The sequence below is a fragment of the Pantoea sp. RSPAM1 genome, assembly GCF_038816185.1.
GTDB lineage: Bacteria > Pseudomonadota > Gammaproteobacteria > Enterobacterales > Enterobacteriaceae > Pantoea > Pantoea ananatis.
This window is the reverse complement of the sequence record NZ_CP046137.1, coordinates 3373245-3398580: the sequence shown is the minus strand read 5'-3', so window position 1 is coordinate 3398580 and position 25336 is coordinate 3373245. Positions and strand designations below refer to the sequence as shown.

Genomic DNA, 25336 nt, shown 5'->3' with positions numbered 1-25336 from the left:
TTAAAACGGCACAAGGAAATGGGATGTTAAGCGCAGAGGGGAATCCGTTACCCGATTTGCCTTGAATTAGCCGCACTCACAAAACATCTGTTACATGGCGCCTTGCCCGGTAATATCCATACGTCATTATTGAAGGTATAAAAATGGAAAACCCATTTTTTAAGAAACAGATCGTTGAATCATCCGGCGCTGAGTGCGGTGAAACCCTGTCCCCGTTGGCACTGTTGCTTCGCCGGAATCTGGTTTCTCTCGTTGTTGGGACAATAACCGTCATTTATTTCGTTCAAAGCCATCCGCTTCACGTGCGCCCGTCAGCCACCAGGCAGGCCGCGCAGCCACAACCTTTAACCTTCAATGCGCCTGCAGGTGGCACGGTTAACCAGGGGCAGAACAGCCAGGGCCAGCCTGCGCTGACCGCCGCTTCACTTGAACTTGCCTCTGCCCAGACCCGGTTAGCCGCTGAAAAAATTCGACTTGTCAGTGCGCAGTTGAAGCTTGAGCAGAGCAGTCTGCTGCAGGACATCGATCACACCCAGCAGCTTGCTCTGCAACAGGTCAGCGACAGCCGCTTCCAGCAGGCCATGCTGAATGGTCAACTTGAGCAACTGGCGGACCAGATTAAAATTGAATCGGCGCAAATAGGTATGGCTCAGAAGCTGGTCAACACCTGGCGACCGCTGTTAGCAAAAGGATACATCTCCACGCTTCAGTTTGAGCAGGAGCAATCGACGGTATGGGGCTATGAAAGCCAGTACCGTGCGCTGTTGCAGCAACAGTATGGTGCCCGCCAGCAGTTGAACGTTTTGAGCGACCAACAGCTTCAAATACCGCTAGCCACATCTGTAAAGCTTAACGTCCTGCGTCGTCAGCTGGCGCAGGTGGATGAGAACCTGTCACAAAATGAAACTACCCTGCAGCAGGCGCTCTATATGCCTTCTGAGGGTTCAGTGAAGTCTGTTATCGCGAAGGCTGACAACAGGGTAGCAGGGGAGCAATCGAGTCAGGCTGGTGAAGCCAGCAGTCAGCAAACCGTGACCACCAGACTGATACCCGACAAGCCAGTAGCCGGCATGCACAGAGACGACCCTGGCGGCGCGCATTTTCAGACCATCAATGCTCAGCAAGGTAATACCTTCAACAGTGGGCATCATTCGGTATCCGCGCATAATGTATAACCCGTCAGGCTGCTGGCTGAAGCGTAAGAGGTGAGCGGTATTTACAACATCAACCGCAGCAGGATACAGTCATTTCTCCTCTTCTTTTCGGCGACGCGCAAAATGCCAGATTACTGTTTCTATCAAAAAGGTCAGCACACCGTCGTGCTGGAAAGACATGATGCGGACGGCGGTTCTCAGTTAGAAGATAAGGGCTATATAAAGCAATTTGAAGAGGTGAGTGCAACGGACAAGCATCGGGCACTTAACCGTTTTGCTGATATTCGCCGAAGCAATCAAAAAGATCATCACGACTTCTTCTCAGGCGCGATCGCCATGCCACTGATGGGCATGCTTACCGCCATCGCTGTTTTTCTGTTACGAAAAAAATAGCCCGCTTGCGGATATCCACAGGCGGCGGGCCACAATGCCTGGCTGAAAAAGGCCAGGCTCAAACCCGACAGCAGTAGGCACCCCCTGTTAATAATCTGCTTTGTGCTCATGACGGCTTCATAAAACGTATTTGAATGTCTTTTTGGCCTCTTCTGCATTAAAGCCAGCCCGCTGTGCTGATTTTCCATCGCTCCTGCTGCCTGATAACAGTCACAATCATGCTTTATGCTGTGGTTCGGCAGTCACAAAGAGCGTTCCTGAAGCACGTCATCATATCGCCTGGTTATGCCGGCTTAGAGAATAAACGTCTCAGGAAAGTCATCTCGAGCGCGCGCGGGAGCCTGAATCATGTCAGAAGTGCTGGAGCAGGAAGGGTGGATAGAAAATGCCATCGGTGAAAAATTTAACGCCAAAGGTGAGGTACTGCCATTCAGAGGTAACACGCTGATTTGTCATCTCGAACAGGACAGTGAAATCGTCCGTGTGACTGGCGAAATGGTTGATGCAATGAAAGCCGCAGGGCTGGGGCGTTGTTACGCGTTTCTGCCGCGGTCAAGCTACCATATGACGGTGTTTAACGGGGCGAATGACCGGGCACGGCACTATCCGGCCTGGCCACAAGACCTGAATCTTGATGCGTCGATGGAAGAGTGCGACCGGCTGTTCGCGGCGAAGCTGGCAAATTTCAGGCTCATGCCCTCGTTACCTTTGCAGATGCGCATTGGGGCCATTGCCTTAAAACGTGGTGTCTCGCTGTCGCTGGCACCGTTGGACAGGGCGGAAGACCGCAAAATACGCTCGCTCAGAGATGCGCTCAGCCGCACGCTTAACTGCAAACGAAATAATCATGATGTCTACGAATTTCACGTCAGTATCTCTTATCTCATCAATAAACCGAACGATGAGGAGTTGCGCCTGCTGCAGATATTAAGAGCCGGCTATCTGGAAAAGCTGATTCAGGTTGCGCCGGTGATGACGCTAGGTGCACCTGAATTTTGTACCTTCAGGGATATGTCTCGGTATACGCCGTTGTTAAGGCTGGAATAGCCAAAAGTTCTGTTGCTTATTAAGGGGCACGCCTAAGTGCCTCGTATTAACACGGAAACTAGAAAATGATAAATAATAATTTTTAACAGGAGTAATTAAAAAGAATGTTTAAAAATAATGCCGCGAACCGCTCTGGCAAGACGGTCCGCGGGATGCGTTAATTTGAAACTTTATCCGCTTGTATGGTCGCACTACCTGTATTATCAACGCAGTTGTCATCGGTCACAAATGCCATAAACGTGGCGGTTGTAGGGACGTTGACGGTAACAGGTGCACTACCAACAGTGGTCCCCCAGCGAGCATTGCCTAAACCGCCCTGTAAATAGACTGAACTAATTTGGCAGCCGTCGCTTAGCGAACCATTTGCACAACTCATGCTATTCGAAAGCAGAGACACAGTATAGGTGCCGGGTTGCAACTGAAACTGTAAAGCAGTACCCGCCTGTACCCTGACGTTACTTAATGGTGGATAGATGCAATGATCTTTTGCATTGATTGTGAATGAAGCAGCCTGACTACCAAAAGTAAATAGTGATAATAATAATAGGGTGTTAATTTGGGTTTTCATTCAGAGTATCCTTGTTTCATATTCAGATAAATTTATGGAATCAGTGCTGTTTTCCATTCTCGGGAATGACTGTTGCTGAACTTTCTTTAAGGTAAACATTTCTGCTACTCCCCACCGGTCGTCAGGGGGTAAGCGTTACTGTAAGGATGTCTGACTGAAAATGTGAGTCACCATTGCTTACTCATCTTTCACCAGGATGAATACCTGATGTGACTTAACGTTGTTGCGATTGATGCACAAGAGTGAGGCGGTAGCACAGCGAAAACAGGAATAACGAAACGGGTAAAAGGGATGTCGTTCAACATCCAGGCCCCTTGAAATTTCTGTAACAGTTAAACAGGCTCAATAGCCTGTGTACCAAACCGCCTTGATTTAACATCAACCTTATTGGCAATGAAAATGCGTCCCAACCTGCAAATAGCGGGTAAAGGCTTCATGCAAAGCCTCTGCGCAGGATGCGTGGTTGAAGGCTACGTGATGCTCGAAGCCGTTACGGCAAATCCACGCCAGCAAGCGTTCCAACTGCGGCACTTGAATGACCGCACGACAGCCGACGGTATCAAGCGGATCGTTCACGGCGACGCCCTCAGCCACATAGGCTTTGATTTCCCCCCTCAGATCGTCGGAGCTCAGTCGGAAGAAGGTGATGTTGCCCGTTTTACTTCTGCCATGAACGGCACCACAGGTATTTTCGTTGCCGACGCGCTGACCAATAATATTGGCGGTGCCCATTGTGGCGTCCTCCAGAGAGGCTGTGGCAAAGTTGCCACAGTGAAACAGCACACATTTATCTGGATCGTCGCCGTAGTTATTATTCCAGTCGGCAATGGAGGCCGGACTCAGGCTGCAACTGGCAAGGGCATACATGGATAATGCGCCCATCACATCGACTTCACAGGCGCTGGGCAGTAACTGACCGGACATCACGCTCATCACAGAGCACGCGTTAATACCGAGCGTTTCCTGCAATGAGGTCCAGCACTGAATGGCGGTGGCATCAATGTCTTCAGCTATGACCCATTCAGCGATGACCACGAACAACTTTGCCATAAGGGTGATTTTATCTGAAGCCATCGTGCTGACATGCGCATTATCCAGCAGCAGGCGGCGCTTCTCATCGACACGAATATCTCTTTCGCTTAACCGTTTCATTCTGCTGAACACCTCTGATAAATCCAGGGTTTCCACGGCGATGCCCAGCCTTTCAAGTAATTTTTCACTGTAGCGAACGGTATTAAAACCAGCAGGACGCGCACCAATTGCGCCCACTCGCGCGCCGCGCATGCTGCTGACCACCCGGCAAACCTGCTTAAACCGGCTTATATCCCGGGCAAAAGATTCACCCGCTAAGTCACTCACGTGCTGGGTGGTTAAGGTGAAGGGAATGTCATATTGACGCAGGTTATTACACAGGGAGATTTTGCCGCAAAAACTGTCGCGCCGACTGGCGAGATGCATCTTGTCCAGGCGGTCTGGCTGGGCCTGAATTAACACAGGAACATTAAGTCCGGAAAGACGTAATGCTTCTGAAACGGCTTTTTCATCGCCAAAATTGGGGAGCAATACCACCACGCCATGAATATCGTCACGACGAGCGCGTAACCATGCTGCACATATTTTGGCTTCTGCACGTGTTTCAACGCCACCGTAGCGGGTCTGGGTTTCATCGAGCATTACCGGATTGATATTGTGCTGAATAAACACCTCAATAATCTGCTCGCGCGCCTCATTGACTACGTATCCGGGGAAGAACCCCCTGTTAGCGATGATAACGGCCATGGTTAATTGATGCGGTATTCTTGACATGATTTTTCTCCGGGATGCATAGTTTTATTACGAGTGTTTTAATGTCTTAAAATTTCATCATTGTTAATGATGTTATTTATTTTGTTCTGGTTTTTACAGGTGGTGTGATCTGTGCAAACCACTTAAGTGGACGCTTTTCTTATCGGGTGAGTTTGATTTTATTAATTCATTCTCATATTATTCGTGATGCCTGTTTTTGTCTATTTTTGTTTTTTTTAAATGGAGTGTATGCCGAAAATAAGGCGTGGTTTTTGGCAGTTGCTAGCATCTTTAATAGGTTTTTGGTTGTTGATGGTTAGAAGTGTGAAGAGATGTTTTATCGAGATGCGTTAATTAATCAACTTAAATATTGATGTATTTTTGAAGGTGTGGTTTGTTTTTTATTGAACTAAGTTCACAAAAGAAACTTAATGCAGTTTGTTTCTGTTTACTGTTTTTATATGGTTGGCGTCCTTTATTAATGCGGGAGGATGCTGGAATGGAATTACATAAACCATTAAAAGTGAGTTTTCGCGAAAAATTTTGTTACGGGCTTGGGGATACCTCAGCGAATATCTTCATGGGCATGACCATGATGTTTTTGTCGATATATTACACCGATGTATTCAAGCTCAGCCCTGCAGTAATGGGAACCTTATTCCTGATTACGCGCTTAATTGATGCGATAAGCGATCCATTAATCGGCGTGGTGGCCGATCGCACGCGTTCCCGACATGGTCGTTACCGCCCTTGGCTATTATGGTTCGCGGTGCCTTATGGGCTTAGCTGCGCAGCCGTTTTCCTTTCCCCCGAGTTGGGTGAAACCGGCCGGATCATTTATGCCTACACCACCTATATCATGCTGGTTATGGCGTTCAGCCTGGTGGCGGTGCCTTATGTCTCTCTGCTGGGCGCCATTTCAGCAGACAGTGACGAGAGGATACAGATAAACACGATTCGCTTTCCGTTAGCCAAGGTCTCTTACTTAATTTGTTCTTTACTGGTCCCGATGTTAATTGCGCTTTTTGATAATGAGGTGATGGGTTATCGGGTTGTGATGTGCGGTATTGGCCTGCTCTCAACGCTATTGGTTTTAATTTGCTATTACAATACTCAGGAACGCGTTTCAGCAGGGGATGTACAGACGCTCAGCGTCGGCAACCAGATACGGCTGATGTTGAAAAACGATCAGGCTTTAATCATTTTTGCTGCACAGCTGGTGGTGATGATTATGAATACGCTTAAGTTTGGTGCGGCGGCGTATTTTGTAAAATATGTGCTTAACTTGCCTGTTTCATTTCTGAGTGTTTTGCTTACCGCGGGTTCAATTGCCGGCATTATTGCCCCCTTGATTACCGGATATGTCCTTAAAACCGGACGGGTAAAACGGATTCCATTACTGATCTGGAGTCAGATCGCGGGGGGACTTATTACGTTAATCATTGGTTTTACCTCTGCCGAAGCCGTCTGGGTACATGCGGGGCTGTTTGTCACGGCGACACTGGTTGTTGAACTTATCGCCGTAATTATTTGGGCAACCGTCGCGGATGTGGCTGACTACGGCTTTTATAAATATGGCGTCCGAATAAACGGCATGATTGGCGGCGGCATGTTGTTTGCCACAAAAGCCGGAATGGCGATCGGTGGGGCAATTATTGGTTATGTCTTAGCATGGTACGGATATAACCCCGATTTCATGACCACGGCTTCAGAAAATCAACTTTCTGCGTTTAACCTCCTTTATGTCTGGCTCCCCGCATCCTGCATGTTTATCACCGCCGGAATATTTTCACGTTACAAACTGGATGAAAAAATCTGCCAGTCATTTATCAATGAAAAAGCGTTCTGATATCAGGAGTGGTAGATGAAAAAATTAACGGTTCGTGACAGAAGTTTTTATCAGGAGGATCGCCCCTTTTTCTATACGGCCTGTACTGCCTGGGAGCTGTTTCACAAACTGACGCTGACAGAGGCAGAAGCGTATTTAACAAATCGGGCAAAAAAAGGCTTTAATGTGATTCAGGCCGTTGCCCTGTGTGAGCTTGACGGTTTACAGACGCCGACTTACGAAGGCGGACATCTGCCCTTTAAGGATTTAACGTCTTTAATCCCCAATGAAGCCTATTTTGATCATCTGAGGCGAGTCACCGACATCGCCAACTCGCGAGATCTCTATATCGCCCTGGTGCCGATGTGGGGGTCACACTGGAGTGTGAACAACAGTTGGGGAGCGGCCAAAACGCCCTTATTTAACGCAGAAAACGTTCAGGCATTCTGTCGGTATCTCAGTGACAAGCTGCAAGGCACGGGCATCATATGGATGATCGGCGGTGATCGTGCAGTGCAAACCCCGGAACAACGCCAGCTGATGGAGAATATGGCCCAAGGGTTGCGACAGGGTGGCAGTGGCGATGCGCTGTTGACCGTGCACTCGCAGGGCGGGCGAAGCACGCTGGACATGTTGGGCGATCGGCCCTGGCATGATTTTATCGTCTGGCAATCGGGACACATGGGTGAGGCTTATCCGTCGTGGCGCGCCATTGAAATGGATTATCAGCGTCAGAGCAAGCCGGTTCTCGATGCTGAACCCTGCTATGAAGCCCATCCGGTCATGTGTCAGCATCAGTTCCGACGTGCACAGGAGGCCAGCCGCTTTACCGATCGTGAGGTGCGCCGCAGCAGCTACTGGTCAGTCTTTGCGGGGGGCGCGGGCATTACCTATGGTTGCTACAGTCTCTGGCAGATGCGCCGACCGGAAGATGACGCCATGGCGATACCTGAAAGCGCAGCGAGTACTTATCAGGGCGATACTATTCCGTACTGGTTTGATGCGCTTGACTATCCCGGCGCCTTTGCCATTGGCATCCTGCGACGGTTTATTGAATCCCTGCCTGACTGGCATCTACGGGTTCCCGATCGGTCTTTGCTTATCAATCCTAATCCCAGCGATCAACGCCACTGTGGTTTGATGCGCGATCACCAGCAGCGCTGGATAGCGGTATATATTCCGCAACAGCAAAATATCACCTTGGATATCAGCGCCTTTGCCGCAACGGGATTCGAAACAGGATGGTTTGATCCCCGCTATGGCATCATGAACTGGCTGAGCAATGATATGTCGGAGACCTTCTTCCTTAACATCGACCCACCCGCCAGCGGAAATGACTGGATACTCGTGTTGAGAGCAAATTCCTGATAAGGCGAACTGTGTTACTGTCCGCTCAGAAGCGCAGAGCGGGCAGGGGGCGTGAATGGATTACAAGAAGCAGATATTGAATATTCTGCACAGCGAATGCGAGTCACGGGCAGAGATGACGCGCCGCCTGGGTGTGACGAAGGCCTACGTGACAAAATTGACGTCGCAGCTGCTGGAAGAGCGGGTCATTGAGGAGCGGGACGTAAAGGACAGTGCGTTTGGCCGACCTCAACAGTTGCTGGCTGCAACGCCGGGCCAGTTTTTCAGCGTCAATATTACGCTTCGCAAAGGCCAGCTCCAGGCGATGCTAAACGACTTCAATACGCAAGTGCCCGCGCTGGCGCACCACAGGATCTCGTTGCCTGCCCTGCTAACGCCACAACGCCTGGTTGCCTTTATCGCCACCAGCGTTGCGGCGTTATGCCTGTCAGGCAATGTCCATCAGCAGCAGGTCAACGTAATAAGCGTGGCGTTGCAGGGCGGCATCGAGCATTTCACCGGCGTCGTACGTTATTGCCCGTTGTTCAGTGAGACGAACGTGGCGCTTAAAAAACGCATTGAAGACGCGATGTGTATCAGCACACAGATTTTTAATATTGCGTTCTGCACCACCTTTCAGTTGGCTCAGCGTTTACCTTACTCATCGTGGGTGGCGTTTATGCCTGGGTTTGGCAGCCTGGGCTATGGGCAATGTATTCACGGCGAGCCGGTACTGGGTGAGAACGGATTTTATCCGGAGATAGTGCATTTACCTTATGAGGGCGGTATTGAGCAGGCGTTTGCTGTCGATCCGGATAACCAGCCCGCAACGGTACTGGCCACCGCCAGAGCGCTCTGTTTTGCTATCTGCTGCACCGCACCGATTCACAATATCAGACACGTGATTGTCACCGGTGAGCTGTTTGAAGACTATGGCAACGAGGTGCTGCCACTGGCGCAGGCGATACTCGCAGCCAATGCAGACACTCATATCAGCGGCATCCGCATCACGCATGAAAAAACGGGGTACCACTTCGGCGTTAAAGGGCTGGTGCAGTTGAGTGCCAGTACCATCACTGAACATATACTGGCATAGCTCTGGGCCAATCCGGGTTTGATATCAGAGCAGGGCAACGAGATGCGCTTTAACTCAGACGATGAAGCGTCAATTTGGTCGCCGCGTCTTATCCCCCGAGCTCTCGTCATGCCAAATACGCCAGCCGCTTTCGGGGGCGTAAAGACGATTCAACAAGGGTACTGGCGATGGCGGCACCGATATCGGCACACACCGTGAGTCCCTGAACAAATGGCTGGTCATGCATCAAATAGGGCAGTGCGCCAAAGGCGATGCGTCCCAGGGCAGATTCAGGAGACAGTAAGGTATAATCGTCACCCAGTTCGGGAATCTCATCTCCACTGCTCTGGATCTGCTGGCGTAATCGGGGAAAGGGCAGGTCTTTGGTCTTAAGCGCTTTCTGTCCACGCGCATCAATAAACACGTCAAACGCCAGATTTTTCACCTTCGTCTCAATCAGCGTTTTGGCTGCTGACGGTGCAGCGTGTAATCCTCACCGAGTGCAAGAATGCTGATAATCCCGGCCTTGTGTAAGGCCAGCAGCCGACGAATCGATTACGAGGGGATTGCCGCGTAGTTATCAATAAACACTTTGGCGAGGCCGTCTGAAAAGCGCTTAGCGTCGCTTTCGTCAAGATAAAGAACGATGTCCTCGATCACTTCATGCAACCGCAGAATCGTATAGCGCCACGGCACGGTGCGCCTGTCACGTTTGTTGCGTTCGACTTCATTCAGATTGGCGTTGGCCCAGTGGAAAGGGTTCTGCTTGTGCCGATTGGCAAACCAGGCTTCCGGAAAACTGTCGGCATCAAGTGCGTTGAGCTCAATCGATGTGCTCCATTCAGCCGCCTCTTTCAGCTCTTTCACCATGAGCTTGAACACCCGATCGAGTAATCCGTCGGCACCCGCAGCAATCACATCGTCCACGGCGCTTTTAGTCACCACGTTCAGTGGCTCATAGGGAATCGGGCAGTAGAAATCGGCTTCTGGCAGAATGCCCGATCGTGACATTAATACGATCTTCAGCGCTTCGTGGCCGTTGTCCAGTGTGAAGGCGATCGCGTCGTCGTCGCTTTCCTGAAAGTCACCATGCTGGATCGCCACGGCCATTGCGGCGTCAATGCCGCTGAGCGAGGTGCCCATAATACCCACGTGACATGCCGGTATTTTTGCCGACATCAAGCCTGACCGGGTACTGGAAAAATAAGTACGGGTTGCCGCAGGGCAGGCAACGCGTCGTAACCAGTTTTTCTACCCGGCCGATATGATCAAGTTTGCTCGACTACTGCGCAACTGCGCGGGGGACCAGAGCGCTAACAGGTCACGACAGCGTAAGAGAGGCGGTTATGGTTGGGTTTCGCGCTGGAGTGAAACGCCATGTCGGCCTGAACAGGTTTATTCAGGCCGATGTTTGTCATGGCATCAACAGGTAAAGACTGGAAGCCTGATGTTAAACAGTCAATATCAAGCGACGTAACAGGCTGATGTTGCGGATTATGCGAAGAGCTAGAACGCGTATTTCACCCCCAGCGTGCCCTGGGTATCGCTAAAGCCATTATCGCCCAGTTGCTGAGCAACGTTGCCCCACAGCTGCAGGCGAGCGTTGATCTGACCTTCGACGCCAAGTTTCAGTTCACCTACGTTGCGCGCGCCACTAATCGTATTGCTGATTCCATTCATCATGACACTGTCGTTATGGGTGTTATGAATCCAGTTGGCTTCCACAAATGGCTGGAAAGTGCGATCTTTGCCCTCATCATTGATGTGATTTCCCTGCTGATAAAACTTCATGCCCAAACGCGTCTGAAGATTTCCGTTGGTGTTGTTAACAACCTGTGTGCCGTTATTTTCGATGTGATCGTCAGCCTGCACGTCCATCCAGGTGAGCTGAAACTTAGGCTGTAGCCAGTAACGCGTGCGGCCATCGCGGCTCTCTCCTGTCTGAAAGGTGTAGCCGGTTTCAAGGGACGCGGTGATCCCATCAGCATGGTATTTTTCCGTCGCCAGATTTTGCCCGGTAACCTGATTATCAAACCAGTTGTACAGCATCCATGCATCGACATAGGCCCCGGTTTTCTCTTTCTGGTTAGCGTACCAGGTGCCATACAGGCCCACGCTGTAACCGTTAATGTCTCCACGTGAGGTATAGCCATTCGCTTTAGAATGCGTGCGACTCTGGTTATTGGCGTAACCGGTCATCAGGCCAAGATGCCAGCGATCCAGTCCATTGCGGCTCCCCTGTGCGATATCGCCGCCGAGCTGCATCACGTAACGATTACTTTGGGTATGAAGCTTGCCGGAAGCATCTCTGAAGCGGTTATGCCCACCGATATGGCGCACCCACAGGCTCGTGACTTTTTGTTCACCCGTTAACCTGTCGATGTAGTGTGTTTCACCCAGGCGGTCGTGGAGGCGGGTATGGAAAAGCGTGTTGGCCGCCCGGGCATTTGCCAGATAGCTGCCAAATTCGGGACGGTACGCTTTTTCGCTGGCAAGAAACCAGTTGCTGTCTTTTTTAACCACATCGTAATCATAGGCCCCGGCGACGATTCGGCCTGATTTCGCGAAGGTGCCGGCGGAATCACCTTTAACCGTGACAATCTCAATGCCCTTATCGGTTAGTGCTCCCTGTCCACCCAGATTATTGATACTGACCCAGGTATGGCCGGTCGTATCGCCATTGACGATCAGTCGGTCAGCAGTGCCATTGTCACCTTCAAGAACGCTATTCAGGACCAGGCTGCCGTTATCCCCTGAGTAATCACCCTCAATGGTTAAGCTGTTGCCACTGTCTCGGTCATTGCTTAGATCGAGAGAGCCTGCGTTATTTACCTTACCCGCAATCGTGACATCCCGGACCGCAGAAGAAATGTTAACTCTTCCCCCTGATGCGATAGCGATTTGATCTGCATTGAGATCGCCGGAAAGGGTTAACGTCGCATTGCGGGTGTGCGCTGCATTGCCGACATTAATGATATTCCAGTTCAGAATGGCGACATCGCCTGCCTCCCCATATGTGAATGAAGAGCCGGTCAGTGATTGATTAATATTTAGAGTGTTAATATTTTCCTCAGTGTCGTCGTCAACGTCTCCATTGATGACGGTCAGGGCGCTAAGGTCTGAACCCTGATTGAGATTCAGGGTGTTGTTCCCATTTCCCAACAGAATCTGTCCGGAAACTTTGGCACCGTTATTCAGGTTTACCGTTGCATCAGAATGAGTAGACCTGATTGCAATACCTGATGCGGCTGAAATATCCGCACCCTGGTTCAGGTTGATGGTAGTTTTCCCGTCATTACCTCTAAAATCTGTATTGATACCGGCGACGCTGCCGCCAATAACCTCACCCGATATATTCACAGTCGTCGAGCCCGTTTCGCGGTTTAAGATATCAATGCCCGACAAAGCCCCCACAATTTTGCCCTGAATCTGGGTGAAGGCGATATTGCCGCCGCCCATGGTCGAGACGCTGACACCGGAGCCATTTTCACCCACGATTTCACCGCGGGTGGTAACGGAAGTATTGCCGTGACCGTGATTGTTCGCGTAGATACCATGCTCACCGCCGGTTATTTTGCCGCCAGATTGCACAATGGACAGATTGTTTGCGCTCTCAGCATTGTCGACGTAAATGCCTGAATTGTTGGTGCCTGAGACGTTACCCGCGGTCAGGATGATGGTATCACCGATTCCGTGATTGGAGGCATAGATACCGTAATGGCCCCCGGTGATGCTGCCATCTGACTGCATCACCAGGATGTCTTGTGCCGAAGCATGATTATCGACAAAAACGCCCGCGTATTCACCTGAGACAGCACTGGTTGTGATGATGGACGTGTTTCCGGTACCTTGGTTAGATGCCTGAATACCGTTAAATCTGCCGGTTATTTTTCCGCCAGACTGCATGATGGAGAGGTTTTTTGCCGTGCTGCCATTCAGGGCATTAATACCGTTATTCGATTCTCCCTTCACCTCGCCGGATACCGCGATAAACGTATCGGCCGTTCCCATATACTGCGTTTGAATGCCATTCTGTTCCCCCGATATTGTGCCTGCTTCCTGAATAAGGGTGATTGCGCCTGCCTCGTAGGACGTAATGATTTTAATACCATCGGCTCTTTTCGCCACCACAGTGCCGGAAATGTTAAGCGTGGTGTCGCCCGTACCGGTATTTTCAATATGTATCCCTGAACCATCGGCTACGATAATGCCGCCTTCCTGTTGCGTAATGGTCAGGGATGAACCGGTGACGGATAAGCCATATCCGTCACTGGTATTAATGTAAGACGTCCCGTCCAGCACGACGTCGAGGACATCGCCTGTCAGGCTTTGTGTGTCATGATCGGCGCCACTACAGGTGTATTTGTTCCCTTCTCGGCTACAGACCGCCTCTGCGGGGGCATTCATTAATCCAAACGTACTCATCACCGTAGCAATAACTAACTTACGCGTTGTTCTGCTCATTGTTATTTATCCATCCATTTATTTAATTGATTTTTTCTTGGCGTAACTGGGTTGTTAAATGATTAGAAAATCGCTTTTCACCAAACAGGGGTGTTAATTTTAAGCGCCCCGTTAAAATAATTATTTTTAATGTGGTGTTTTAAATAACGCATCAGTTAGCTTGTGAACTAACATTAAGGATTAAAGGTTTATTCTTAATAGTAATGATTATTAAACAAATGTGACATCATTTTTATAGCTTGATGGTGTGGCTGACAGAATGTTTTAATCTGCTATAAATTGGGTTGATTAAATGTATAGAAATATCTCTTAATCCTGAGCGGAGCGTGAAGGTTATTTTGCAGAGATGCTGACCATTTAAAAATAGTTAATATCGAACTGTACTGTGTTCCTGATAGGCCGAGACTATTACACATAATTTATTGATCGATACGTTCTGTTTATTTGTAAGAGAAGCTCACGTTTGATTATAAGGCGATAGAGAAGAGACAGCAGGTATCTTCTGTTGGTGTCGACAGAAATGAAGGAACTAAGTTTGTGGTGTTTTACGGATTTTAATCTGCTGCTTAATTATTCAGATTCTCAGTAAATGCAATGATAATATTTTCGTCGGGGTAATTTTTGTTAAGAACGTGAAGATAGACTCCATTAATGAGAGGTGGATCACGAATATCTGGGATGACAGACGCGTCATTTGTTGTGGTCGATGAAATATTTTTCAGTCTGGGCAAGAAAAATCTTAAATCTGCTCCCTTAACATTGAGCGTAAAATGTTAATATAATAATTAAATTAAGAACAGTACTGAAACACCACCAGGCGAGCCTTTTGCTGGCAGGCAGATGAATAACGGCGGGTGTCCTGTGGATAATAATCGTGCTTAACGGCTGTCATTTGCCAGTACCGTACAGTCATTTTAGGCGTCTGGTGAAAAGTTAAATCAGGCTTACGTAAACGCGAAGTCAAAAAAACCGGCTCAGAGCCGGATTTTTATTTAAGCCTGTGGCTGGCCTACAGGGCCTTTACCTAACGGGCCGCCTGGAACAGATTGCCCGCTTGGCGCATGTGGACGACCATCATTGCCTACAGCACCGCTGTCCTGCTGGCAACCCGACATCATTAAAAGGCTGGAAACAATCAATAAACCGCTCAGAATGCTTTTCATATTTTTCCCTCGTGATAAATACAACGTAAAACAGCTCGCCTGATAAGCCTGGTCGGTATTTCCGCTAAGTCAATGTTGATGAAATAAAGTTTTATAAATCATAGAGTTTGTAGATTCCCATTGGGGCTGAGTAATTTAACGACGGCAAACCGCTGTGCTTACCTTTGGTTAATGCGCCGGGCTTGATGCTCAGCACGCTAACCCAGGAGGCCAATATGACAGACAAACCTGTAGAAGGTGATCATCCTGATTATCGACCCGAGAAAAAAAACCATCACAGGGCAACACTGACGGCGCAAAAGATGATGAGACTCACGCGCCTGAGTCGGGTGATAAACATCCGGACTAAGCTTATTGGCCCACCCGTCTGCTTACAGGTTGGGCCTGCATTTCTAATCTGTAGAAAGTGCAGCATTCCTCTGCGCATCTGGCTATGCTAGCGACAGATCATTTAGTGAGATATCAGGAGAGAAGGTGAGGACGGCCGCCTGTTTTGACGCACTCTATGCCCAGCGCAATAGTGATACGCTGCAATCATGGCAGCGTGAAACCGTGGGGGCGCAACAGCAAACTGAAAAGTTTTTCTATCCTGCCGGACTGAAAGCCCTGACCAGTGGCATTCAGCCTGTCCTGAATCCGCAAATTCTGTCACTCCTTGCCGATCTTCGTGGCTTAACTCAGGGGGATCCGCTGGCAGATGTGATGCAGCCAAATCATTTCCATCTGACCTTCCTGCCTGTTACCCCAGCGCGCTACGACAGCCTGCAGCAGCTTCCCGCTTTATCACAGCTGACTGGCGCGTTTCGCCAAAGCGTCACTGACTTCTCGCTCAGGGTTGAGGTATTACGGCTGGTGGCGCTTCCCGATCAACTGTTACTGGCAGGTATTCCTGAAGGCCACGCCGTAGAGCAAAGAGCAGCATGCTGGAATGCACTGATGTCGTTAGAAGCGTGGCGTGACTTACTTCTGCAAAGACACGGTGGAAAAACAACGCCACCGGAATACTGGCATACCACGTTGCTACGTTATCGTTCAACAAGCCTGCCCGACATGCTCAAATCGTATTTTATCGACAATATGCACCGAAAATATGGGGCCATTTCGGGCGACATCAGGCTGGTATTTGCGGTTTATAACTGGGCTGATCCAGAAACGATAAAAGTTTAACCCGGAAGGAACCCATGATGAACAGGAATTCCCGAGCGTCGCCAAACGGCGCGAGAATGTAGCCGTTATTAATCGTAGTCACCGTTCTCGTAATGGGGCGAATAGCGGTCATCGAGCATTTCCTGGATAGCCATTAAACCCAGGAAAACAATCAAATTAAGAAAAAACAGTAATAATAAAATGGTGCTGGTCATTGCCTGTTTCCTGTCGTCACTTTTCCTTGAGGGTGAACGCGCCAAACACGGCACACAGGGAAAGTGACTGTTAAATAATGATGTGAAAGGACAGGGCGCGCATTGGGTACAACAAGAACGTGTAAAAAACGGCATTTCGTTGTTGTCACCGTCAGGTAATAACCTGATGCGCTTTGCTGTGCAGTATTGTATTGCCTGAATAAGCAGCAAGAAGCATCGGTAACCAGAAAAGTAAATTACGATATTTCATCGCGTGTGCGGAGAGTATGGTTAACAAGAGGGCGGTTACATAGCGGCTATTTATTCTTAAACGATGCATCATATCGCCAGCGCGCCACCGTGACGGCCAGGTCCTCTGGCGACGCTTCATGCAAAACTGCGGCGATGATGGCTCAGGCAAATTACCCGCCGGTTTTGGAAGGTTCCACAGGTCAGTGGTCACCATCTGGCTTTTTACACATTATCGTCAAAAAAAACGTGTTGAAATATCAGGTCATAAAACGATAAATGCGCCTTCCCTTATTCAGTGAGATCTGCATCACACTTAAAGGGGGGACAGTAAAATCGTCCATATCCTGACCTTATTTGCCCTCATCGCCCGCTATCGCTGCTTTATATGCTGCAAGGACACGACATGCAGTATGAGCGGAGCTTAATGATGTCTCATGTAAATACTTTCACTATGCACCACGAACATAAACAAAAAGTTCGTCGTATGAACCTGTTCATCTCAATTTCAGCCGCGCTAGCCGGGCTGTTGTTTGGACTGGATATTGGCGTGATTTCGGGTGCGCTACCTTTTCTGACGCATCATTTTAGCCTGAGCAGCCATGAGCAGGAGTGGGTGGTCAGCATCATGATGCTGGGTGCCGCGCTTGGAGCACTGTGTAATGGCTGGGTATCACACCGTCTGGGTCGCAAATACAGCCTGATGGCGGGCGCCGTGTTATTTGCTATCGGATCGCTCGGTTCCGCGGGTGCAACCAGCGTTGAAATGTTGTTGATGTTTCGTCTGCTGCTGGGCCTGGCCGTTGGTGTGGCCTCCTATACTGCGCCGCTTTATTTATCTGAAATGGCCACTGAAAACGTACGAGGCAAAATGATAAGCCTGTATCAGCTGATGATTACCCTGGGCATCGTAATGGCCTTTATATCGGATACTGCTTTTAGCTACAGCGGTAACTGGCGGGCCATGCTGGGGATTCTGGCCATTCCCGCCGTCATACTTTTTATTATGGTCATTTTTCTGCCGAACAGCCCACGCTGGCTGGCGGCTAAGGGAATGCATATTGAGGCAGAGGAAGTGCTGCGTATGCTGCGCGATACGTCGGAAAAAGCTCGCCAGGAACTCAATGAGATTCGGGAAAGTCTGCGCATGAAGCAGGGCGGTTTTTCGCTTTTCAAAAGCAATAAAAATGTCAGGCGTGCGGTCTTTATGGGCATGTTATTGCAGGGCATGCAGCAATTTACCGGGATGAATATCATCATGTATTACGCCCCGCAGATTTTTAAAATGGCGGGCTTTAAAAGCACTCAGGAGCAGATGATCGCCACCGTTATCGTTGGCCTGACCTTTATGTTTGCCACTTTTATTGCCGTTTTTACCGTAGACAAAGCGGGCAGAAAACCCATCCTGAAAATTGGCTTCTCGGTGATGGCATTTGCTACTCTGATATTAGGTTACTGCCTGATGAAAGCAGGGCATGGCCATATCAGCAGCGGGCTGTCCTGGGTTTCTGTCGGCATGACCATGTTATGCATTGGTGGATACGCGATGAGTGCAGCGCCCGTCGTCTGGATTCTGTGTTCTGAAATCCAGCCGCTAAAATGCCGCGACTTTGGTATTACCTGTTCCACCACCACTAACTGGGTGGCGAACATGATTATCGGTGCGACTTTCCTGTCACTCCTCGGCAGCATCGGCGCAGCCGGAACCTTCTGGCTCTATACCGGGTTTAACCTGGTGTTTATTGTTATTACTGTTTACCTGGTGCCGGAAACCAAGAATGTGACGCTGGAACGGATTGAGAGGAATTTGATGTCGGGTGAGAAGTTGCGGGATTTGGGGCGATAATTACTTTCATTACTGCATCCAACTATGCATCTCAATAATAAATTCATGACAGGTAATGGCCGCAAGTATTAGTCTACTGCCTGTCAAAACGCTGCACAGCACGAGCATTTATATTATTTCCAGAAAGTTGTCAGAAATGCATTGTTGAGTGGTAAGTCATTTCGTTCACACAGAATTTTCATCTGGTACAGGCGTAGATGATACAACGTACCAAATTCTTAACCTATCGCGAAAATCAAATAATAATGTCCAGTATGCACAAGGTTTCTTTTCTCATCTAAAAAAACGATGAAGCGCGTCTCGTGTCATTGTTCGGACTTAATATAGTCATTGAATCACGTGTAATGTTGCTATTGTTAATGAACACGCTTCCTCTACGTATAACTAATTATGTAAGTTTTATTTAGACTAATAAACTATAAATAAAATAAATAATTCAATAATTATCTGTTAAATTTTAATTATGCGATATTTTATCCTGTTTTTTGTGTTTATATTGGTTTTTTGTAATGATTTGTATTTTTTGGGGGGAGGGGCCATAAACTAATATCTCGTTATTATGCGTTCCATTAAGTTTGGTGACAATTACATTGGCTACAGAATTATTATTCTCCCCGTTCAGAAGTATGTTGTCATTCTTCTGCAACCAAGCTTCTTGATAAAGCGTTTGAGTAACGAATGCGAATTACGCATTGTAAAAATAAAGTTTAAGGGATTGTTGTAATGAAATTGAATAAAGCGGTTAAATCATTCGGACTGTGTGCAATGATGGTTGCATTTGGCGCTACTGCAGCTGACCAGGGCCATGGCGAAATCAACTTCAAAGGTTCAATTGTTGATGCACCTTGTTCAATCACTGCTGAGTCTGCAAACCAGACTGTTGATTTAGGTGAAGTGACCAATGCTGCGCTAAAAAACGGCGGCAAATCGGCACCTAAAGCTTTCACAGTAAAACTGGAACAGTGCGATACCGCAACCTCTAACAGCGTAACTGCAACCTTTACCGGTGCAGCTTCTGCTGGCAACAAAGATCTGCTGGGTATTACTGGTACTGCAAGTGGTGCATCCATTGCTATCACCAACGGTGCAGGCCAAATCATTAAATTGGGCGAAGCATCACCTGCTCAAAATATTCAGGATGGCACTAACTCACTGGCATTCTCTGCATACCTGCAAGGAGATGGGGCTTCAGCGACTATCGTTCCAGGTGATTTCACCTCTGTAGCGAACTTTACTCTGGCTTATAAATAAGGGAATAAGTGAGGGTTGATGATTTACATTAACCTTCGCATGCATGAGCAGAGTTATCTGCTCATGCCGTTCTTTGAAAGGATTTCTTTTCATGAAAATAAAGCCGCAGACTATTTTCTGGATGCTGCCTTTCATACTGACATTTTGTGCACCTGAATATGGATTTTGTTATTCCTTGGATCACGGGCATGGCGTTGTCGGTATGCAAGGCAGCATCCTGGATGCACCTTGTGCAATTGAAGTTAATGACAGAGATCAACTTATCGATATTCCAGCATTAACGACAGGAGAACTTATTCATGACGGGGCTGGCTTTACCAGGGATTTTTCTATTCATCTTATCAACTGTTCACTTTCTAATACTAACACGCCAGGTGGGGACAAAACGCATTTTATCGTCACCTTCGACGGAATACCTGACGGGAAATTATTCGGAGTAAGTGGTGCGAGCGGCATTGGAATTGAAATCCAGGACAAAGTGGGAAATATTGCTGTTCCCGGTCAGCCCATGCCAGCAGGACAGTTAGCGAAAGGTAGGCAAACTCTCAATTACCAAATGAGAATTGTCAGTGATATGCATCATATGCATTCTGGTAAATTTCGTGCCGTGGTGCGTTTTAAAGTTGACTATTACTGAGCTTTTTCTTGATGCTTAATATTATGAAAAAAAAGAATTATAAAAATCGCTCGTTAAAATTATCAATTTGCCCGATCGCACTGGCCGTCTTGTCCGCATTATTTATGCCTGGTTATGTAATCGCAGCTGATGATGATATTGAATTTAACATAGACGTCCTGGATGTGAAGGAACGTGGTGAGGTTGATATTGTTCGTTTTTCCCGTGTGGGTTATTTGATGCCGGGGAAATATGTTTTCAATGTCGTTGTAAATAAGTCTGAATATCCAGACGAAAAAATTGACTATATATTCCCTAAAGACAATCCGGATGACTCTTTAGCCTGTTTATCTCCCGAGTTGGTCAGCCGGTTCGGTTTTAAAGAATATGAATTAAAAAAAGCAAATTGGTGGAATGACGGTCAATGCCTTGATGTGAATTCTTTTGCAGGGATGACAGTCAGACCTGATCTCGGTTCTGGTGTATTACAAATAAATATCCCTCAGGCTTTGATGGAATACACGTCTGAAAATTGGGATCCGCCTTCTCGCTGGGATGATGGCATACCGGGTTTCATTTTTGATTACTACCTAAACGCCAGACATACCCAGTCAAGAGCCAATGCCGATGCGCAGACTTTAAGTGGTAATGGGGTAGCGGGACTTAATATGGGTCCATGGCGCATGCGCGCAACCTGGCAGGGTGATTACGATCGTGAGTCTGGAGCAAATGGCACTACAAAAAAAAACATAAAGTGGGATAGGTTCTATATTTTTCGCGCAATAAAATCGCTTAAATCCGAACTCATGCTGGGTGAGGCTTATTTGCCATCAACGCTGTTTGACTCGTTTCGTTTTACCGGTGCCAGCCTAACGTCTGATGATGCACAACTGGCTCCAAACTTACGTGGTTATGCACCTGAAGTGGTCGGCGTGGCAAAGACTAATGCCAAGATAACTGTGAGCCAGCAGGGAAGCGTAATTTATGAAACCACGGTAGCGTCAGGGCCTTTCCGCATTCAGGATCTGAACAACGCGGTGATGGGAAAACTGGATGTCACCATCCAGGAGCAGGACGGTACTAAACGAACTTTCCAGGTTGATACAGCAACAATACCTTATCTGACACGCCCCGGCAGCCTGCGTTACAAGTTGGCATTAGGTAAGCCGTCAGATTATGAGCACAATACGCAAGATATCAATTTTGCCACCGGCGAAGTCTCGTGGGGTATTTCAAACGGTTGGTCTGTTTATGGCGGTGGGCTATTTGCCAGCGACTACACGAGTATGGCGGTGGGTATGGGACGAGATTTGCTGGCTTTCGGGGCAGTTTCGCTGGATGCTACCACTGCGAGGGCGAAATTAAACGAAAGCGTTACCCGTAAAGGTAATTCTTATCGTTTAAATTATTCCAAACGCTTTGATGATTACGATAGCCAGATTACCTTTGCGGGTTATCGCTTTTCTGATCGCAATTATATGACGATGTCACAGTTTTTAAGTGCTAAAACGTCGAGTTACAGTAATCCCGGTAACGGTAAAGAGTTATATACTATCACGCTGGCAAAACAGCTGAGAAAACTTAATGCAGGAATCTACCTGAGTTATAACCACCAGACATACTGGGAGCGATCGGCGAGTGATACTTGGAATCTCTCACTTTCTAGCAGCTTCGACATTGGCCGGTTTAAAAATGTCAGTATGAGCCTTACCGGATACAGAACGCAATACGATAACACGCAAGACGATGGTGTTTATCTGAGCTTGTCACTGCCGTTTGGCGAAGGGACATTGTCTTACAGCGGTCAAACCTCCGGTGGGACACAAAGCCAAAGCATAGGGTGGCGTGACAATCTCGGTGAGAGAGGCAGTTACGATATTGATGTCGGTACATCATCGGATGGGGAACATTCAATTAGCGGTTATTACGATTATACCGGTAGCCTGGCAGAGATTACGGCTTCAGCCGGATTAGAAAATAATGGATATCGTTCTTTGGGCCTGTCGCTTGAAGGTGGGATGACGGCAACAGCTCAGGGTGCAGCACTGCACCGCTCATCTGGAGCAGACGGAACCCGCCTGATGGTTGATACCGCTGGGATTGCGGGAGTTGCCGTATCCGGTGGCGGTGACAATGTGAAAACAAACTATTTTGGTAAAGCCGTTGTTACTGACGTAAACAGTTATTATCGCAGCAACATAAATATTGACCTTGATGAACTTCCAGATGATGTTGAATCGACGCGTTCAGTAGTTGAAGATACGTTAACCAAAGGCGCAATTGGCTACCGAAAATTTGGTATTTTAGCCGGGCAAAAAGGAATGGCCGTTGTAAAACTTAAGGATGGATCAGTACCGCCTTTTGGTGCCATGGTCAGAAATGAGGACAAAATCCAGACGGGTATTATCGCCGATGATGGAAAAGTCTGGCTATCTGGAATGAAAACCGGTGGAAAAATGGATGTCAGCTGGAACGGCAGGGAACAGTGTACCTTTACCTTGCCAGAGAGACTTGTTGAACATGCCGGGAATTTATTACTCCCATGTATTGAAAAGTAAATTTAAAAATTGGTGGTCAACATCGTTAAGCCTTAACGGATTTTAGAATTTTTGTCCTGAGGTTACCACTCATTTTATTATCTTTAGGAATTAATTGAGGTTGATATGTTTAAAATATCCAAAACGTCTTTCCTGAGTTTAATAACTCTGGTAGTAACAACGGCTATTCCTGTGGCCAATGCGGCAGTAGGACTTGATCGCACTCGTCTGATAATCAATGGTGATCAAAAATCAGAAACAGTAACAGTTACCAATCATAATAAAGAAGCACCTTATCTTGCTCAGTCATGGGTTGAAGATGAATCAGGTAAGAAACTTGAAAATGAATTTATTGCATTACCGCCTTTACAACGTATTGAACCTAAATCCAAAGGTCAGATAAAAGTACAGGCGATGGGGGCAAGCACCAATGCACAGGATAGAGAGTCGTTATATTATTTTAACGTGCGCGAAATTCCGCCCAAAAGTAAAAAACCTAACACCCTGCAAATCGCATTACAGACACGTATAAAAATGTTTTATCGCCCGGCAAGCCTTAAGTTAGCCAGTGGCGATGTCCCCCAGGCAGCGCTTACATTAACACGTGAAGGTGACCGTTATCGTATTAATAATCCAACTGGTTATTATGTCACCGTGGTTGGTATGGGGTCGACCACTCAGGCCAGCAATAATGAATTTAAGTCAGTGATGGTCGCGCCAAAAAGCAGCGAGATTGCTGAAGCTAGCGCCGCGAAACTAGGGACAAAGCCGGTACTGACGTATATCAATGACTGGGGTGGCCGTCCTAAATTAATTTTTAGCTGCTCAGGCAATACATGTAAGGTCACTGATAAACAAGTAGGATAAATATTTTGCATAACGTTCTCCTGAAACACTTCACTAGTAAAACGATATTGCCTTACTATGTTGTTTGTCTGACCGGCATTTCAGTTGTGGGCAATGCCACACCCTCAATGCACGATAACTGGCAGGTGGAGGGAGAACATGGCCAGATTATGGTGGTAGGATTACTGAGCGAAGGTGCTTGTCATCTAGAACTTGGTTCAGCTTTACAGCAAATCGATCTGGGAACACTCAGTAAAACAGAGCTTAGCCAGCCGGGGGATGAAACCTCTCCTGTATCATTTAGCATCAGGCTGACAGACTGTTATCGTTCTTATAAAGATCAATCTATTATGCCGGGTAGTAATGAACTTTTTTCCTATATTGAACCTTTAGTGACCCTGTCATTCTCGGGCGTGTCAGATCATGATTTCCCGTCATTACTGAAAGTGAATGGTGTGAGTGGCATTGCGTTAAGAATTAGTGATAAAGACAGACAAACTGTTGCATTAAATCAGTCCGGCAGAAAATATTTTATCTCCCAGAAAAGTGAGGAATTTAATTACTTTGTTTCTGTAGTAAGATCTTCTGCTTCTGTACATTACGGTGATTTCTGGGCAGTGACTAATTTCAGGGTGAACTATGAATAAAAAAAACATGCTTACTATCGTCGCATTTTTGGGGATGATTCAGTGCAGCATGATGTTTTTCTCATCCACGTTGGCCAGAGCTGAGACAGGAAAATTTGACGAGATTGATAATATTAGCGTTGAAGGGCTTCTCGTTATCTCCACCTGCGATGTCTTAACCGGAGATGAAAATTACATCGTCGATTTTTCTGATGTCAACGTTAATGATATTTATTCAAAAAAACAGAATTTAACAAAAGATTTTACTGTAATCGCAAAAAACTGTGAGCCTGGAGCTAATTTACGCATTGCATTCACTGGTACAGAGAATGACAATCTTCCAGGTTTTATAAAAGTTAATGGTGAGGCGAAAGGTATAGCTATTGGATTTAGTATTAATGGAGTCCCCGTTAAAATAAATAATCATTCTAAATATTCAGGTGAAATTAATGGTGATGAAGTCTTGTTTAAGAATGAGGCTTATATCCAGGGTGAACCTAACGCAATAAAAGAAAAGAACATTGTAGCAGGGGGTTTTACAGCCACGGCGAATTTCACATTGAGTTATGAATAATGAAAAGAATATTTGGATATTTATTTACAATTCTAATGATGATGATCTGTGTTTTTTTTATTAGTTTTCACAGCATACCCAATGAATCTTTTCGTGCAAATGTTTACTTTGACGGTAATATTGTTGAAGATCCAGGTGCTTGCTCATTTGACGTCGAAGGTTTAAAGCCAGGCGCTGGCGATGGGTTGGCGGGCATTGTTGATGATGACGAAGCAATTTATAATTACAATTTTGGCGAAGTTATATTTCGTTCTTATAACGGAAGATACGTATTAGATAAAAAATATCGCAAAACTTTTAACATAGAATTTATGTGCACAGGTGAGCTCGCACTTGAAAGCCATATGTTAGTTCACATTGTACCGACATTTGGTACTGTATCTGGGCAGAAGAACAGTGTGATGCAGCTTCGTTCATACCCAAATTTGACATTAATAAAATCAGTGGGTTTACAGTTGCTGGTCAATGGTAACCCTATAACGACACAGCGTGGACACTGGCTCCGGACCAATCAGAAAACAGGAATGGCATTTCAGCTAATTCAGTTAGATTCATCAGGTGAAGACCTTACGGACGATGCAACTTTGTTTACAATTGTTAGTGTCATTGTAGAACCTAATTAGCGGT

At 47.3% G+C, this 25336-nt stretch carries 20 protein-coding genes and 1 pseudogene; 15 read left to right on the top strand and 6 right to left on the bottom strand.

Annotated elements, in window-relative coordinates; genetic code table 11:
* The first annotated feature begins 143 nt into the window (after window positions 1-143).
* From GKC68_RS16470 to GKC68_RS16460, 3 genes are all read left to right on the top strand, one after another.
* Window positions 144-1175 carry a hypothetical protein gene (locus tag GKC68_RS16470; RefSeq protein WP_028723920.1) on the top strand — a complete coding sequence of 344 codons (1032 nt, stop codon included), beginning with the start codon at window positions 144-146 and terminating at the stop codon, window positions 1173-1175.
* A gap of 102 nt (window positions 1176-1277) precedes the next feature.
* Window positions 1278-1547: a hypothetical protein gene (locus GKC68_RS16465; protein ID WP_028723919.1), complete on the top strand. Its 270-nt coding sequence runs from the start codon at window positions 1278-1280 to the stop codon at window positions 1545-1547.
* 348 nt (window positions 1548-1895) lie between these two features.
* Entirely contained in the window at window positions 1896-2594 is a 699-nt protein-coding gene (locus GKC68_RS16460; protein ID WP_028723918.1) for a DUF1868 domain-containing protein, read from the top strand.
* Between the two features lie 157 nt (window positions 2595-2751).
* On the opposite strand, the gene GKC68_RS16455 is transcribed toward GKC68_RS16460, so the two are convergent.
* Window positions 2752-3162 (bottom strand): hypothetical protein, encoded by a 411-nt coding sequence (locus tag GKC68_RS16455; protein WP_071994878.1) that lies wholly within the window; start codon window positions 3160-3162, stop codon window positions 2752-2754.
* A gap of 384 nt (window positions 3163-3546) precedes the next feature.
* Window positions 3547-4968, bottom strand: coding sequence for an L-fucose/L-arabinose isomerase family protein (locus GKC68_RS16450; protein WP_342656343.1), 1422 nt, complete (start codon window positions 4966-4968; stop codon window positions 3547-3549).
* Window positions 4969-5446: 478 nt separating this feature from the next.
* Here GKC68_RS16450 and GKC68_RS16445 point away from each other — a divergent pair, with 478 nt between their 5' ends.
* Genes GKC68_RS16445 through GKC68_RS16435 form a run of 3 tightly spaced genes read left to right on the top strand, consistent with a single transcriptional unit; the run spans window position 5447 to window position 9218 of the window.
* A complete protein-coding gene (locus GKC68_RS16445) occupies window positions 5447-6796 on the top strand; it encodes a glycoside-pentoside-hexuronide (GPH):cation symporter (protein WP_342656342.1) in 1350 nt (449 codons plus the stop codon).
* 15 nt (window positions 6797-6811) lie between these two features.
* Complete coding sequence (locus GKC68_RS16440) at window positions 6812-8143, top strand: DUF4038 domain-containing protein (RefSeq protein WP_342656341.1); 1332 nt, start codon at window positions 6812-6814, stop codon at window positions 8141-8143.
* Between the two features lie 55 nt (window positions 8144-8198).
* Window positions 8199-9218: a NagC family transcriptional regulator gene (locus GKC68_RS16435; protein ID WP_342656340.1), complete on the top strand. Its 1020-nt coding sequence runs from the start codon at window positions 8199-8201 to the stop codon at window positions 9216-9218.
* A 106-nt stretch (window positions 9219-9324) separates the two neighbouring features.
* Here GKC68_RS16435 and GKC68_RS16430 read toward each other — a convergent pair.
* The 3 genes and pseudogenes from GKC68_RS16430 to GKC68_RS16420 form a co-directional block, all read right to left on the bottom strand.
* A pseudogene (locus GKC68_RS16430) lies at window positions 9325-10415 on the bottom strand (FAD-NAD(P)-binding protein); the annotation flags it as partial.
* Between the two features lie 288 nt (window positions 10416-10703).
* A complete protein-coding gene (locus GKC68_RS16425; protein WP_342656339.1) occupies window positions 10704-13661 on the bottom strand; it encodes an autotransporter outer membrane beta-barrel domain-containing protein in 2958 nt (985 codons plus the stop codon).
* Between the two features lie 992 nt (window positions 13662-14653).
* Entirely contained in the window at window positions 14654-14824 is a 171-nt protein-coding gene (locus tag GKC68_RS16420; RefSeq protein ID WP_015700785.1) for a hypothetical protein, read from the bottom strand.
* A gap of 474 nt (window positions 14825-15298) precedes the next feature.
* Between GKC68_RS16420 and GKC68_RS16415 the strand changes: the two genes are divergently transcribed.
* Window positions 15299-15991 carry a hypothetical protein gene (locus tag GKC68_RS16415; RefSeq protein ID WP_264253571.1) on the top strand — a complete coding sequence of 231 codons (693 nt, stop codon included), beginning with the start codon at window positions 15299-15301 and terminating at the stop codon, window positions 15989-15991.
* A gap of 68 nt (window positions 15992-16059) precedes the next feature.
* Here GKC68_RS16415 and GKC68_RS16410 read toward each other — a convergent pair whose 3' ends face one another.
* Window positions 16060-16185, bottom strand: coding sequence for a hypothetical protein (locus GKC68_RS16410; protein WP_258379110.1), 126 nt, complete (start codon window positions 16183-16185; stop codon window positions 16060-16062).
* 655 nt (window positions 16186-16840) lie between these two features.
* Here GKC68_RS16410 and GKC68_RS16405 point away from each other — a divergent pair.
* From GKC68_RS16405 to GKC68_RS16370, 8 genes are all read left to right on the top strand, one after another.
* The gene (locus tag GKC68_RS16405) at window positions 16841-18259 is read left to right on the top strand and encodes a sugar porter family MFS transporter (protein ID WP_028723915.1); all 1419 of its coding nucleotides are present in this window, start codon (window positions 16841-16843) and stop codon (window positions 18257-18259) included.
* Window positions 18260-18982: 723 nt separating this feature from the next.
* Window positions 18983-19510: a fimbrial protein gene (locus GKC68_RS16400; protein ID WP_058707250.1), complete on the top strand. Its 528-nt coding sequence runs from the start codon at window positions 18983-18985 to the stop codon at window positions 19508-19510.
* 91 nt (window positions 19511-19601) lie between these two features.
* The gene (locus tag GKC68_RS16395) at window positions 19602-20147 is read left to right on the top strand and encodes a fimbrial protein (protein WP_181426973.1); all 546 of its coding nucleotides are present in this window, start codon (window positions 19602-19604) and stop codon (window positions 20145-20147) included.
* Window positions 20148-20158: 11 nt separating this feature from the next.
* Window positions 20159-22684, top strand: coding sequence for an outer membrane usher protein (locus GKC68_RS16390; protein WP_342656338.1), 2526 nt, complete (start codon window positions 20159-20161; stop codon window positions 22682-22684).
* A gap of 105 nt (window positions 22685-22789) precedes the next feature.
* Window positions 22790-23530: a fimbria/pilus periplasmic chaperone gene (locus tag GKC68_RS16385; RefSeq protein WP_110957582.1), complete on the top strand. Its 741-nt coding sequence runs from the start codon at window positions 22790-22792 to the stop codon at window positions 23528-23530.
* A gap of 5 nt (window positions 23531-23535) precedes the next feature.
* Window positions 23536-24156 (top strand): fimbrial protein, encoded by a 621-nt coding sequence (locus tag GKC68_RS16380; RefSeq protein WP_241494077.1) that lies wholly within the window; start codon window positions 23536-23538, stop codon window positions 24154-24156.
* A complete protein-coding gene (locus tag GKC68_RS16375) occupies window positions 24149-24709 on the top strand; it encodes a fimbrial protein (protein ID WP_058706243.1) in 561 nt (186 codons plus the stop codon). The genes GKC68_RS16380 and GKC68_RS16375 overlap by 8 nt, the downstream gene beginning before the upstream one ends.
* Window positions 24709-25332, top strand: a complete 624-nt coding sequence (locus tag GKC68_RS16370; protein ID WP_342656337.1) for a hypothetical protein — start codon at window positions 24709-24711, stop codon at window positions 25330-25332. The genes GKC68_RS16375 and GKC68_RS16370 overlap by 1 nt, the downstream gene beginning before the upstream one ends.
* Window positions 25333-25336: the final 4 nt, after the last annotated feature.